This is a genomic window from Terrirubrum flagellatum (assembly GCF_022059845.1).
GTDB classification, from domain to species: Bacteria; Pseudomonadota; Alphaproteobacteria; order Rhizobiales; family Beijerinckiaceae; genus Terrirubrum; species Terrirubrum flagellatum.
Genome location: NZ_CP091851.1, coordinates 3,117,308 through 3,130,537, shown reverse-complemented (window position 1 = coordinate 3,130,537; position 13,230 = coordinate 3,117,308). Strand labels below are relative to the sequence as shown.

14 protein-coding genes are annotated in these 13,230 nt (G+C 59.8%); 9 read left to right on the top strand and 5 right to left on the bottom strand.

Annotated elements, in window-relative coordinates; genetic code table 11:
* Positions 1–77 precede the first annotated feature (77 nt).
* Positions 78–791, top strand: a complete 714-nt coding sequence (locus L8F45_RS15145) for an amino acid ABC transporter permease (RefSeq protein ID WP_342358713.1) — start codon at positions 78–80, stop codon at positions 789–791.
* A 656-nt stretch (positions 792–1,447) separates the two neighbouring features.
* Here L8F45_RS15145 and L8F45_RS15140 read toward each other — a convergent pair.
* The 4 genes from L8F45_RS15140 to L8F45_RS15125 all read right to left on the bottom strand — a co-directional run bounded on the left by L8F45_RS15140 (position 1,448) and on the right by L8F45_RS15125 (position 3,184).
* Positions 1,448–1,843, bottom strand: coding sequence for a carboxymuconolactone decarboxylase family protein (locus L8F45_RS15140; RefSeq protein ID WP_342358712.1), 396 nt, complete (start codon positions 1,841–1,843; stop codon positions 1,448–1,450).
* Positions 1,844–1,911: 68 nt separating this feature from the next.
* A complete protein-coding gene (locus tag L8F45_RS15135; RefSeq protein ID WP_342358711.1) occupies positions 1,912–2,259 on the bottom strand; it encodes a RidA family protein in 348 nt (115 codons plus the stop codon).
* Positions 2,253–2,405: a hypothetical protein gene (locus tag L8F45_RS15130; RefSeq protein WP_342358710.1), complete on the bottom strand. Its 153-nt coding sequence runs from the start codon at positions 2,403–2,405 to the stop codon at positions 2,253–2,255. Before L8F45_RS15130 ends, L8F45_RS15135 begins: the two co-directional genes overlap by 7 nt.
* 35 nt (positions 2,406–2,440) lie before the next feature.
* Entirely contained in the window at positions 2,441–3,184 is a 744-nt protein-coding gene (locus L8F45_RS15125) for a GntR family transcriptional regulator (RefSeq protein ID WP_342358709.1), read from the bottom strand.
* Positions 3,185–3,505: 321 nt separating this feature from the next.
* Here L8F45_RS15125 and L8F45_RS15120 point away from each other — a divergent pair, with 321 nt between their 5' ends.
* The 8 genes from L8F45_RS15120 (at position 3,506) to L8F45_RS15085 (ending at position 12,207) form a co-directional block, all read left to right on the top strand.
* A complete protein-coding gene (locus L8F45_RS15120; protein ID WP_342358708.1) occupies positions 3,506–4,570 on the top strand; it encodes an ABC transporter substrate-binding protein in 1,065 nt (354 codons plus the stop codon).
* Positions 4,571–4,579: 9 nt separating this feature from the next.
* Positions 4,580–5,656 carry an ABC transporter ATP-binding protein gene (locus tag L8F45_RS15115; RefSeq protein ID WP_342358707.1) on the top strand — a complete coding sequence of 359 codons (1,077 nt, stop codon included), beginning with the start codon at positions 4,580–4,582 and terminating at the stop codon, positions 5,654–5,656.
* Between the two features lie 223 nt (positions 5,657–5,879).
* On the top strand, positions 5,880–7,484 hold the full coding sequence (locus L8F45_RS15110) for an ABC transporter permease subunit (protein WP_342358706.1): 1,605 nt from the start codon (positions 5,880–5,882) through the stop codon (positions 7,482–7,484).
* A 29-nt stretch (positions 7,485–7,513) separates the two neighbouring features.
* A complete protein-coding gene (locus L8F45_RS15105; RefSeq protein ID WP_342358705.1) occupies positions 7,514–8,236 on the top strand; it encodes an aspartate/glutamate racemase family protein in 723 nt (240 codons plus the stop codon).
* A gap of 18 nt (positions 8,237–8,254) precedes the next feature.
* On the top strand, positions 8,255–9,370 hold the full coding sequence (locus L8F45_RS15100; RefSeq protein ID WP_342358704.1) for an NAD(P)/FAD-dependent oxidoreductase: 1,116 nt from the start codon (positions 8,255–8,257) through the stop codon (positions 9,368–9,370).
* On the top strand, positions 9,354–9,647 hold the full coding sequence (locus L8F45_RS15095; RefSeq protein WP_342358703.1) for a (2Fe-2S)-binding protein: 294 nt from the start codon (positions 9,354–9,356) through the stop codon (positions 9,645–9,647). The genes L8F45_RS15100 and L8F45_RS15095 overlap by 17 nt, the downstream gene beginning before the upstream one ends.
* Complete coding sequence (locus L8F45_RS15090) at positions 9,644–11,044, top strand: FAD/NAD(P)-dependent oxidoreductase (RefSeq protein WP_342358702.1); 1,401 nt, start codon at positions 9,644–9,646, stop codon at positions 11,042–11,044. The genes L8F45_RS15095 and L8F45_RS15090 overlap by 4 nt, the downstream gene beginning before the upstream one ends.
* 254 nt (positions 11,045–11,298) lie before the next feature.
* Positions 11,299–12,207, top strand: a complete 909-nt coding sequence (locus L8F45_RS15085; protein ID WP_342358701.1) for an MBL fold metallo-hydrolase — start codon at positions 11,299–11,301, stop codon at positions 12,205–12,207.
* Here the strand turns inward: L8F45_RS15085 and L8F45_RS15080 are convergent.
* On the bottom strand, positions 12,146–13,087 hold the full coding sequence (locus tag L8F45_RS15080; RefSeq protein WP_342358700.1) for a LysR family transcriptional regulator: 942 nt from the start codon (positions 13,085–13,087) through the stop codon (positions 12,146–12,148). The two genes, L8F45_RS15085 and L8F45_RS15080, sit on opposite strands and share 62 nt — an antisense overlap.
* Positions 13,088–13,230: the final 143 nt, after the last annotated feature.

Here is a 13,230-nt window from a genome sequence, read left to right as displayed (position 1 = left end):
CACGCTCCCACACTTTGATTAAGTCAATCAAAGTGCGGCGTGATCTAAGCGCGCCCGTTACGCGTCGGAGGGGACGTATGACCGCCTGGAACTGGTCGGGCTTCTGGAGCTATTTCACCAACGTCTATTTGCTGGAGGGCGCCCTCGTCACGCTGGGGCTGACGCTGGCGACGCTTGTGCTCGGCATGATGCTGGCGCTGGCGCTTGTTCTTCTTCGATTGTCGAAATGGAGCGCTTTTTCGGGCTTCGCCGTCTTCTATGTCTGGCTGTTCCGCGGCACGCCGCTGCTCGTGCAGCTCATCATCATCTATACCGGGCTGCCGCAACTTGGCTTCGTCAGGCTGAGCGTCGTCCAGTCAGCGCTGCTCGGGCTGGTGCTCAACGAGGCCGCCTATCTCTCGGAGATTCTGCGCGCCGGAATCCTGTCGGTGCCTCGCGGCCAGCGTGACGCGGCCATGGCGCTTGGCCTCAACAGGTGGAAGTCCTTCACGCTCGTCACCCTGCCTCAGGCGATGCGCGTCATCATTCCCGCGCTCGGCAATTCTGTGAACGGCCTTCTCAAGACCACCTCCATCGCGTCAGTCATCTCGATGGAGGAGTTGCTGCGCCGCGGGCAGATTCTGATGCAGCAGCGGTTCGAGGTGCTGGAGGTCTTCGTCTGCATCGCGATCATCTATCTCGCGATGACGACCTGCTGGGAGTTCGTGCAGAAGCGGATCGAAGCGCATTACGGAAAAGCGTATGGAGAGCGGAGCACACAGGCGCGGGAGCTCGATCGCAGCGCGAGGTAGATTGCCCTCGGCTATCTCGGGCCGAATTTCGCGCTACGATGATCATCCCCCAACCTGTCGCGAGAGCGCAATCATCCTGGCGATTTTTAGAACGTATGACAGTTGCCCAAGATCGCAGGGCCGGGCCGCGCGGTTCCCGGCTCTGCCCTTGCCAAGCGCGGAACATACACTGCAACAAGGTGCTCCTAGTAACGAAGTCCCAGAGCGAGCCCACGCTGCGTTCCAGAGATGAGGCCCAAAAGGAACCACAACCTCGCCAATGCGCTGGAGCGCTCCGCCGCCCGCGCCAGAAGAAGCTGACGTCAAAGCCGGCTGCTGTTCGATGTAGCCCTACGGAGTCTGGCGGCTGCTGAAAACTCCGTGCGGACTCAGTTTGAGTGTCTGGTATTGAGATGGAATTGGAACGTCCGCACATGGCGCATATGTGCGCCGATCGGTATCCGATCGCAGAGCGCTTCCGGTCAGATGTCTTGAAGATAGATCGGCGCGAGCATCTCAAGTTCAGCAACGCTGAAATCCGGATCGTCGCAAAGTTCTGAGAAGAGATTGTTTATTCTGGGGCAGTTAAATCCCGTGAGCAACGACGGCTTCGATCGATGGCCGCCGCCTGCTCATTCCGGCCCGATCGGGCAATCGCGTTCGCATCGTCTGGGCAGCTATTTCTCGAACTCGGGGTCAATCGGCACGCGATAGCCGTTCACCAGGCGGTTTGTCTCATTCGCCATGCCAACGACAGCGAGCAGTTCGCTGAACTGCTCCCTGCTCATTCCTGCCTTGGCCGCGGCGGCGCTGTGGCTGGCGATGCAGTAGCCGCAGTTGTTCGTCACGCTGACTGCGACATAGATCATTTCCTTGACGAGCGGATCGAGAGCGCCTGGAGCCATGACCTCTCGGAGGCTGTCCCAGGTGCGGCGCAAGGTTTTTTCGTCGTTGGCGAGGTATTTCCAGAAATTGTTGACATCGTCGAGATTTCTCGCCGACTTGATCTCATCGAATACGGCTTTCACCGCATCGGATGCTTCTTTGTATTCGATCGCGTTCGGCCGAGGCATCGATAATTTCCTCTCTGTTGTTGCGTGGAAATGTCGAAATCGGCTTCATTTCCACTTGGCGTGCGGAGTCAGGCGGCCGCGACCACCATGATCTCAACGAGAATATCGGGATAGGCCATGTCGCCGGTGACGCACGCTCGCGCGGGCGCGTGATCCGGATCGACCCAATGGTCCCAGACTTTGTTCATCGCGGAATAGTCGTTCATTGATTTCAGCCAGATGATCGCGGACAAGATCTTCGCGCGATCACTGCCGCATCGCGCGAGCATGTCATCAACCTTCGCGAGCGCCTGCTCAGTCTGCGCCTCGATCGGCGCCGAATGGTCATCCGCTACCTGGCCGGCGAGATAGACGGTCGAATTGTGTACGACAGCGCGGCTGCGACGTCCGTTCGAGTCGGCCCTTGTAATCAGCATGATTGGAGGTCTCCGCGCTCACTGCGCCGTGATGTTTTGCTGACGATGGCATGTGGAATGAAAGCGCCGCGGCTGTTGAACAGACGCATGATATCACTGCTCGCGGCGCGTTGGGCGACGATGATCGGGCGCGGCGTCTTGAGCATCGTTGTCGCTCGCGTGATCTGTGCTCAGCAGGCCATCAGGCGTTCGCCAGATTCGCGCGCTTCGCGTCTGCGGCGTCCGTCGATCGAGGGGGAATCATGCGGCGGGCGAATTCGAGATGTTTCGAAGCGAGGCGCGCCAGCAGCGATGCGTTTCTATTGAAGAACGCCTGGGCGATGGGTTCATGTTCGTTGACGGCCTTCGCCCAGTTTTCAGCCTGAAGGATGCCGAGATAGCGCGTGCGGTAGAGGCGCAAATTGAGCTGCTCATGCATTTCGATCAGCACCGGGTTGTGGGACGCCGCGGCGATCCCGAGATGGAAGGCTTGATTGGCGTCGAAGTAGGCATAGCGGTCGCTCGCCTGGTAAGCTTTCGACATTGCGGCCAGATGTCGCCGGATCGCTTCATCATCCGCCGCCGTTGCATTCTCGCAGGCCAGTTCGGCGGCGAAGATGTCGAGGCGCACATAGACTTGAAGCAAATGCCGAACCTCATCGTCTGATAGCGCCACGACGAGGGCTCCGCGATTCGGGATGATCTCGATCAGCCTTTGCGTCGCAAGAATCTGCAGCGCCTCGCGGAGCGGCGTTCGCGAAATTCCAAATTGTTCGGTGAGTGATTTCTCCCGGATCCATTCGCCGGGCTTGATATTGTCGTGAATGATTTCCGACCGGATATGATCGGAGATCTGCTGAGTCAGCGACATCGGCGCTATGAACACGGAAGCCTTTCTGGCCTCGACCGCTGTTATTGCGCCGCCCGGCGTCGCCGGTTTCCTCATGCCTCGCCTCCCGGTGAGCCGCTGACCGCCGAGAATTTCGGGGCGCGGCGATTTTGATGTTGTAAACCTACATCGGTTGCGTATTGTCGACAACATGAAATCGACAAAAGCGTGGCGAGGAGTGAACGAGGCCGTGAGCAAGGCGCGGCCCGGAACTGCTTGTGCGATTGGAGGCGGTCTTCAAACGCTGACGCGTGGTTCCAGCTTCCGGGCCGGGCTCAAGCGGATCGATGGTTCCGGATACGCGTTCGACCTCGCGGACGGGGATGATCGAGGCTTGCCTATCTGCCTGACGGTTCAATCAAAATAGGAGAATGTGCCATGTCGGATCATTCGCTTGTTCGTAATCGGATTTCGCGGCGCGGGCTTCTGGCCGCAGGCGCGGGGCTTGTTGCTGCGCCCTCCATCATTCGCCCGGCCTACGCCGCGGATAAGATCACTGTGGCTGATCCCGGCGGCGTATACGTCACCGGTTTCACGCCCGCCTTTTATGCGCCGTTCAGAAAGACGGGCGTCGACCTCATCAATGTCTCACGCGACTCTGAGCCCACGAGCCAGGTGAAGGCGCAAGTCGACGCGAAGTCCTATGTTTGGGATGTCGTTTCCCTCACCTTGTCATCGCGCAAGCTTCTCGCAGATGCTGGCTTGCTGGAGCCTCTGGAATTGTCGGGTCCGGACGTTGATCAACTGTTGCCTCTCGCGAAACAGCCGAACTGGATGGGCACGAATGTCTATGGCAGCGTTCTCGGCTACCGGACAGACACGATGAAATCCCGCCCGGCGAGCTGGGCCGACTTCTATGACGTCGCGAAATTTCCCGGGCGTCGCGCATTGCCGAAGAGCCCGATTCACACGCTGGAAGGCGCGTTGCTGGCGGACGGCGTCGATCCCAAGCAGCTCTACCCTCTCGATGTCGATCGCGCCTTTAAGAAGCTCGATACGATCAAGCGTCACATCGCAGTCTGGTGGACGAGCTTCACACAGACCACCCAGTTGCTTCAGAGCGGCGAGGTGGATTTCCTGCCGTCCAGCAATGCGCGGATCCAGGCCGCAATCGATAATGGCGCGCCTGTCGAAATCATCTGGGACGGAGGACTCTACGGTATGGAGGGATGGGCCATCCCGAAGGGCTGCCCTCGGGCCGATATCGCCAAGAAATTCATCTCCTCCTGCGCGAACGGCGAACGTCAAGCGCTTTACACGAAGGCGCTTGCTTACGGCCCGACTAATCAGACCGCCTTCAAGTTCATCGATGCGGCGCGGGCCAAGCAATTGCCCACGGAGCCTGCGAATTTCTCCAAGCTGATTCCAAGCAGCGACGAATGGTGGGGCGCCAACAAGGACAAGATGTTCGAGAATTTCAACGCGTGGCTCTTGCGCGGCTGAAGCGTCGTCATGCCGGAGAAGCTGAAGGTCGAGCAAATCACCAAGCGCTACCACAATGTCGTGGCGTTGAAGCCCGCCACGTTCTCAATGCGTGATGGTGAGTTTCTGACACTGCTCGGACCTTCAGGTTCCGGAAAGACGACCCTCCTTTCCCTGATCGCCGGATTGACCGAACCGACCGCCGGCGACATCTGGATCGATGGACGTCGCGTCACCCATGAATCCTCGGCGAAGCGAGGATTGGGGATGGTGTTCCAAAGCTACGCGCTTTTTCCGCATCTCTCGATCTACGAGAATGTCGCGTTTCCCCTGCGCATGCGCAAAATGCCCCGCGCAGAGATCGATGCTGCGGTGCGCCGCGTTCTCGACCTTGTTCACCTCCCGCATGTCGCAGAGCGTCTGCCGCGCGAGCTTTCTGGCGGCCAGCAGCAGCGAATCGCGTTGGCGCGCTGCATCGTCTACGAGCCCTCGATCATTCTTATGGATGAGCCTCTGGGCGCGCTGGACAAGAATCTGCGCGAACACATGCAGGCCGAAATCAAGCGGCTGCACGTCGAACTCGGCATCACCATCCTCTACGTTACGCATGATCAGGAAGAAGCATTGTCGATGTCCGACAGGATCTGCCTGATGAACAATGCGCATGTCGAGCAGATCGGCACGCCGGCCGAACTCTACTTCAAGCCGGCTTCGGTCTTTGCTGCGGGGTTTCTTGGCGGCTCCAACATCGCAGAAGCGACGGTGATTTCGAGCGGCCCTCGGGCGACGCTCCGCTCGGCGAACGGCGCGAGCGTGCGGGTGGCGACCGACGCGAAGTGTCGTGTGGACGACAGGGTTAATTGGATGATTCGGCCCGAGCGGCTGAGATTGCTGCGCAATGGTGACGCCAATGACAACATGATGCAGGGTCAACTCGTCGACGCCGTCTTCGCTGGAGGATTCACCAAGATCAATGTGCGTCTCGATGACGGCAGCATTTTTCTCGCGAAGGAATTGACCTCAGGAAGACCGCTTCCGGAACGAGGGCAAACGGTGACGCTTGGATGGTCGGCGGAAGACGCCACCATTCTGCCGTCAAGCGTGTGACGTGACGGCCGGTGCATCGAAAGTTCTGCAGCTGATCGGAAATTTGCGCCCTGCAGAAGCGCGCGGGAGCTCGTTTCTCCTGCGTACGAAGCCTATCTGGCCTCTGCTGCCGCTTTTCGTTTTTCTCTCTGTTTTCTTCTTTTTCCCGGTTGGGCAGATTCTCTCGCTCTCGGTGATCGGGACGGGCGGCGCGCTGACTTCCGCGAACTTCGCGAAAGCCTTTGTGGATCCGGTCTATTTCGAAGTCTTGCTGATCACCTTCAAGATCGCGGGCTGGACCACCGTTATCTCCGTGGTGGGAGGGTTTCCTGTCGCGTATTATCTTGCGAATGCAAACCCTCACGACCGCAACACGCTGATCATCTGGGTTCTGCTGCCGTTTTGGACCAGTTTTCTGGTCAGGACTTTCGCCTGGATGATCCTTTTGGGGCGCAACGGCGCCGTCAATCAGCTTCTCCTGGCGTTGGGCGTCGTCGATGCGCCAGCCTCGCTCATCTTCAACCTCACGGGTACGTTGATTGGCATGTCTCATGCGATGATGCCGCTCGCCGTGATGACAATGCTGCCGGTCATGTTGACGATCGACGGTAACCTGTCGCGCGCCGCTGCGACGCTCGGCGCCGGTCGCGCTCAGATCTTTTGGCGCATTTATGTCCCGCAATGCATGCCGGGCGTCAGCGCGGCTGCGATGATGGTCTTCATCAGTTCTCTCGGCTTTTTCATCACGCCCGCTCTGCTCGGCGGCGCTCGCGAAACGATGCTGACCCAGGTCATCATTACGCAAATCCAGGAGCTGCTGAATTGGCCGGCGGCCAGCACGCTCTCCGCTCTCCTGCTTGCGGCGTCCGTGATTGTCTTTGTCGCCTATGACCGGGTCGTCGGACTATCGAGCCTCGCCGGCGGGTCGACGGACCGTTCTGCGCGCTCGACCACCGCTTGGTCACGCGCCGTCGGCGGGGTCGGCCGTTCGATCGTGAATGCTCTTGGCAGCATCTGCGCCGCGATTGGCGCGGTGATCGCTGCGCTTCTTCCGGACCGGTTGTTTCGACGGCTGGGCGGCGGGGCGAGCTTGTGCCTGTTTGCGCTCGTTGTCGCGTTTCTTCTTGCGCCAACACTGTTCGTCATTCCAGCGTCCTTCACACCAGGCAATTCGGTTCAGGCCAACCCGAATGGATTTTCGTTGCGCTGGTATGAGACCGTTTTTGCGTCGACTGACTGGACCAGCGCCGCCTGGAATTCGCTGATCGTTGGGCTGGCGTCAGGCTTTCTCGCGCTTGTCCTTGGAACAATGGCCGCCTTCGCGCTGGCGTGGAGCCGCTTCCCCGGGAAGACCGCAGCGCTCGCCGTGATCCTGTCGCCGCTCATCGTGCCGCGCATCGTGATCGCGGTCGCTCTGTTCTTCCTCTACTCGAAGCTCGAGCTCGTCGGCACGGCGACGGGGCTGGTTATCGCGCACGCTGTGCTCGCCGTTCCCTATGTCGTCATCACCGTCATGGCGGTGCTGGCGACCTATGACCGGCGGCTCGATCAAGCGGCTGCGGTGATGGGCGCCGGGCGGTGGCAGATTTTGCGCCGCATCACCCTGCCCATCATCAAACCGGGCCTGCTCTCTGCGTTCCTGTTCGCTTTTGCGACGTCGTTCGACGAACTCACAGTCGCTCTGTTTCTCACCGGCGGGTCCTTCAGTACGCTGCCGCGCCAGATGTGGTCGGATCTCCTGCTTCAAATCAATCCAACGCTTGCCGCTGTCGCGACGCTGCTGCTTGCAGTCATGACTGGCCTTCTTTTCCTCAACGAGCGGATCCGGCGTTCGGCCGGTCGCGCCTGACGCCAAAGCGAGCAATCCGGAAGAACCCCATGCGTAACAATCTTCGCAAGAAAACCTATTACGGCGTCACGGTCGGCATTCTGATGGTGCGTAGTCACTTCAGGCGCTGGCCGGGCGATATTGGCCATGCCGGCACCTGGTCTTTTCCCGTGCAATACAAGATCGTGCATGACGCGGTGCCGTCTCGCATGACGCAGCTGCATCAATCCAGCCTTCTCGAGCCTTTCAAGCAGGCCGCGCAGGAATTGATCGACGCCGGCGTGGACGGCATCACCACCACCTGCGGCTTTCTTTCGATTTATCAACGCGAGCTTGCGGATTTCTGCTCCGTGCCGGTGGCCACGAGCGCGTTGCTGCAGGCGCCGATGGTCGAGCGGATGCTGCCAACCGGACGGAAGGTCGGCATCCTGACCTACAATGGCGAGGTCCTGAACGGCCCCTATCTCGACGCAGTCGGCATTGCAAAAGATACGCCTGTCGTGGGCCTGCCTCAGAACTCGGAATTCGTTCGCAGCATTCGGGAAGGCGACGATGCGGTTCCCTACAACGTGCTCCGCGACGAAGTCCTGCGCGCCGCAGCAGACCTCGTGACGAAGCATCCCGATGTTGGCGCGATCGTCAGCGAATGCACCAACCTCACTCCCTTCAGCGCGGACATCGCCGAGCGTTTCGGCCTGCCGGTCTTCGACGCCGTCACGATGGTGAATACGTTCCACGCAGCGCTCCGGCCGCGGCGGTTCGGCGTCGACTAGCGGATCGGGCCGGGCGGCATGGCCGGGGAAAGCACAACTGAATTCGCGGTCATTGGCGGGGGCATTGTCGGAGCAAGCGTCGCCTACGGACTTGCCTCGTCCGGCAAGAAGGCGACGCTGTTCGACGAAGGCGATGTTGCGTTCAGAGCGGCGCGGGGGAATCTTGGCAATGTCTGGGTGCAGGGAAAAGGCGCGGGCGGCCCGGCCTACGCCGATTTGACGCGACAGGCGGCAAAGGACTGGAACGAGTTCGCGCTGAAGCTGGAAAGCGAAAGCGGCATCGATCTTCATTTCCGCAGGCTTGGCGCGTTCTTCTTCTGCTTCTCCGACACCGAGCTTGAGCGTCGCACTCGGATGCTGTCCGATCTCGAAGCCAGCGCCACGGTGCGAAGCCATGTTGAGGTCATGGACAACGCCGGCATTCGCAAGATGTTGCCGGAGGTTGGAAAGGCGGTCGTCGGCGCGACATTCTGCAGCGACGATGGCGCGACGAATCCCTTCCATCTGCTTCGCGCGCTGATTGCGGTTTTCAGAAGGAGCGGCGACTACCGCGCTCATCACGCCGTTGAAAGCGTTTCGCCAGACGGAGCCGGCTTTCGCATCAAGACGGCGAAGGGCGAATGGACGGCGGATCGCGTCATCCTGGCGGCGGGGCTCGGAAACAGGCTGCTCGCGCCTTTTCTGGGACTCTCGGCGCCCGTTCGCCCCGTCAGAGGACAAATCCTTGTCACTGAAAAGCTCAATCCCTTCTTGCGCTATGGAATCAGCTTCATCCGCCAGACCGTGGAGGGCGGCGTCATCTTCGGAGAATCTTCCGAAGAGACCGGTTTGGATGATCGGACGACAACCGACGTGTTGCGGACGACGGCCCAGCGTGCGGTTGCGGCCCTGCCGCTGCTTGCCCGTGCGAGGGCCGTTCGCAGTTGGGGCGCGTTGCGCGTGATGTCGCCGGACGGGATGCCAATCTATACCGAGTCGGCGAAATATCCCGGCGCTTTTCTCGTTACTGTTCACAGCGGCGTCACGCTCGCGCCCTTTCACGCCGGCCCGCTTGCGGCGGCTCTTTCCGAAGGTCGGCTCGCTCCGGCCCATCACGCTTTCTCTCCGGACCGTTTCAGTGTTCCAGCTTCTTGATCCCGGCGAATTCGATGCTGCCTTCGATTTTGAAGGACGGACCATCTCCGCCTTCGAAGGAGAGAATCTTGCGGCGGCGCTGCTTCGCGCTGGCGTCAGAGCTTTTCGTCAGACGCCGCGTTCGGGCGCCGCTCGTGGTCCCTATTGCATGATGGGCGTCTGCTTCGAATGCCTGGTGACGGTGGACGGCGAACCCAATCGGCAGGCCTGTCTTGAGACGGTGCGAAGCGGCATGATCGTCGAGGCTCAGGCCGGCTCAGCGGAGATCATTCAATGAACGCGTCGTTCGATGTCGCGATCATTGGCGCGGGGCCGGCCGGGATGGCTGCCGCAATCGAAGCGCGCAAGCATGGGCTCAGCTGTGTGGTCTTTGACGAAGCGGCCCGTCCTGGCGGACAAATTTATCGAGATGTCGCTCAGCGCCCCGCGCAAGATCGCCTGAGCATTCTGGGGCCGGACTATTACGCCGGACTTGAACTCGTCGAGGCGTTCCAGCGTTGCGGCGCGGAGCATCGACCGCAGACGTTGGTCTGGTGCGTTTCTGAAGGCGAGATCTATTGGCGATCGCGCGAACAGTCTGGCCTGACCCTTGCGCGCCGGATCATAGCTGCCGCCGGCGCCATGGAGCGCCCCTTTCCGGTCCGCGGCTGGACCTTGCCGGGCGTCATGACGGCTGGCGCGCTTCAGATTCTGCTGAAATCCGCCAGTCTCGTCGAAGACGATATGATTTTCATCGGCGGCGGGCCGCTGCTCTACTTGGTCGCCGCACAGTATTGTCGCTCCGGCTTTCGGCCCCGGCTGATCCTTGAAACGACGCCTCGGCGGAACCTGATCCCGGCGCTTGCTCATCTGCCGCGCGCGCTTCTTGCCCCACATTACTTGATCAAGGGGCTTGGGATGCTGCGCGAACTCCGCGCCGCCGGCGTTCCAGTCGTCCGAGGCGTCGAGGAAATCGAGATCGAAGGCGATGACGCGGCTCGCGGCGTCAGGTGGCGCGTGGGGGAGCGCTGGCGCCGCGAAGACGCCGAGCGCGTGGCGCTGCATCATGGCCTCGCGCCGAATGTGAACCTCGCCATGGCGTTGCGATGCGAACATTTCTGGGACAATCGGCAACGGTGTTGGCGCCCGCGACTCGATGGCTGGGGTCGCTCCAGCCAGTCCTGGCTCTGGATCGCGGGCGACGAAGCCGGCATCGCCGGCGCGATATCGGCTCGGCTGAGCGGAGTTCTCACTGCAATCGATGTCGCTCATGATCTGGGTATGATCGGCGAGGACGAGCGGAACGCGATGAGCGCGCCTGTTCGCTCCGCGCTCGCGCAAGAGCGCGCCGTAAGGCCATTTCTGGAAGCGCTCTATCGGCCGGCCGAATGCTTCGTCGCGCCGGAGGCGGACGACATCATTCTATGTCGTTGCGAAGAGGTGACGCGCGGCGAGATCGCGCAAGCGGTGAGCGAAGGCGCTATGGGACCGAACCAGGTGAAAGGTTTCCTTCGTTGCGGGATGGGGCCATGTCAGGGCAGGTTGTGCGGGCATACGATCACCGAAGTCATGTCTTCTCTCAGCGGGCGAAGCCAGGAAGACGTCGGCTATTTCAGACAGCGCATGCCGATTAAACCTGTGACAGTTGGGCAAATCGCTGGCGCCTCTGTTTTGGTCGGGGCCAACGCGCGTTGAGTTTTCTTATTGCGCGCCGAAAATTCTCCGCAACGGCGCGACGACCGCCAAGTACTGGATTGTTCCCGCCGAACTTCTGGTCCAGTTCGCCAGTCGTGGCGCGCATGCGATGCCGACGTTGAAAAAACTGATCAAACCTCTGCGTTCAAATTATAGCTGACTCGTATAATTTCTCCCCAATTATTGATTTCAATACGCGGCGAACCAGAGGTTAAGGTCGATCTCGCCCGAAACGGCGGACAAAGAGGTCAAACGTGAGACTGACGCTGCTTGGAACCGGGTCGCCATTGCCCTCTTTGACACGAGCCTCCACCGGGCACCTGATCGAGGAAAACAATCAAAAAATATTGATCGATGTCGGACCTGGCGCAGTCACCCGTCTGCTTGAGTGCGGCGTTCAGCCGACAGACATCGACAATATCCTCTTGAGCCACCTTCATTTCGATCACGTCGGCGACTTGGCGCGAACTCTCTTTTGCTGTTGGGATCGCTTCGGAGGCATAAGGGCGTTGCCTGAGATCATCGGGCCGAAGGGCACACGCCGGATGATAGACAAGCTTTTTGGGCCGGACGGCGCTTTTCAGGCCGACTTGACCGCGCGAACGAGCCATGCGCGCAGCCTGGATATCTATTTAAGTCGCGGCGGACGGCTTCCACGCCCGTGGCCTAACTTCGCAGTCACGGAAATCGAGGGCGCCGGATCGTTCAATCTGCCCGATCTTCAAATTACATATTCTCCAGTGCAGCATCATCAGCCTTACCTCGATAGCTTTAGCTACCGTGTGGAAGGAAAGTCGGGTGTAGTTTGTTACACCAGCGACATTGCGATTGGTCGTGATCCTCAATATTGCGATAGTCTCCGCACGATCGCCAGTAATGTCGACGTGCTCGTGCACTACCTCAATTCTTTTGAATTTGACGCACAAGATGCTGCCTCATCAAAGCCCATCTTGATGGGGCAGCTCGCCAACGATCTGAACGTACGGCGGCTAGTAACGACCCATCACGGCCCAGCTATGGACAAGCCGGGCGTATCCGATGCAGTCCTCAATGCTGTAAGAAGCGTCTACAAGGGTGAGATCTATTGGGGCGTTGACAAGCTTACTTTCGATGTGAAGTCGCACGACGATGTTTCGATTTCGATTGCTCCGCCGCGCGGCTGAAGCTGTCGCATCTCGATGTCAAACGCTCGATGAAGGCCTCTCCAGCTGCAGAGAGCCTGAGCACAACGGAGCGAATGATCGAAAATCGAAATTCTATTGTAGGCCGGATGCGACGAAGAACGAGCCGGCGATCACTCAATCCGCTCGCTGTGATGGGGTCTATAATGGCTCGGCCGAGCCCCAAAGCGACGAGCTTGCACGCGGCCTGCGCCAGATTGACCTCCAGTCCCGTAACGGTCGGCATCCCCGGCGCTTGCGTTGCGCGGCGAACGCCGGAGGTGATTTCCGACCGAGAATCCATCCAGATAATGCTCTCGCTTTCCAACGAGCGGAGATCCACAATATTGTGCTTGGCTAGCGGGTCGTTCGCTGGCAAGGCGCAAACGCATGGTATCGAGAAAGTCGCAACGGATTCCACGCTGGCGTGCGAGACGGCCCCTGCGACGATCGCCAAATCTACAGCTCCGGCCGCCACTTGTTCGATGAGCGCTAACGAGCTGGTGATAGAGAGCGCAAGATTGACTTTCGGAAATTCGGCGCGGAAAGCAGCGACCAAAGGAGGCATCACGGCTTCGCTGAAAGCCGGGAAGATTCCCACTCGCAGGCGAACGCCGGAATTGTCCCTTAGCGCCGCCGCGACCCGTTCAAGATAATTTCCGCCAAGAAAAACCTTTTCAACTTCGTCTCGAAAAAGCATGGCTTCCTGACGGGGGCGTATGCTGCCCTGCTTCCGGTCAAACAATGTCAAGCCGGTCGACCGCTCGAGATCGCTCAGCAGGCGACTCACGGTCGGTTGCGTCACGTTCAGCCGTGCCGCGGCGCGCGAAACGCTTCCCGTTTCCATGACAAGTCGAAACGCCTCTAACTGTTTCGCTTGCATGAGGTCCTCCGGAGCTCGCTCCGCGTATTATAGAAAATACGCATAAGTTCGCACAATATCTCAATTTTACAACCATTTTTGCTTATCGTACCGTGCGGGAATTGCGAGGTGCGGTCCCCACGATGCATGGCAGAGTGCTTGTC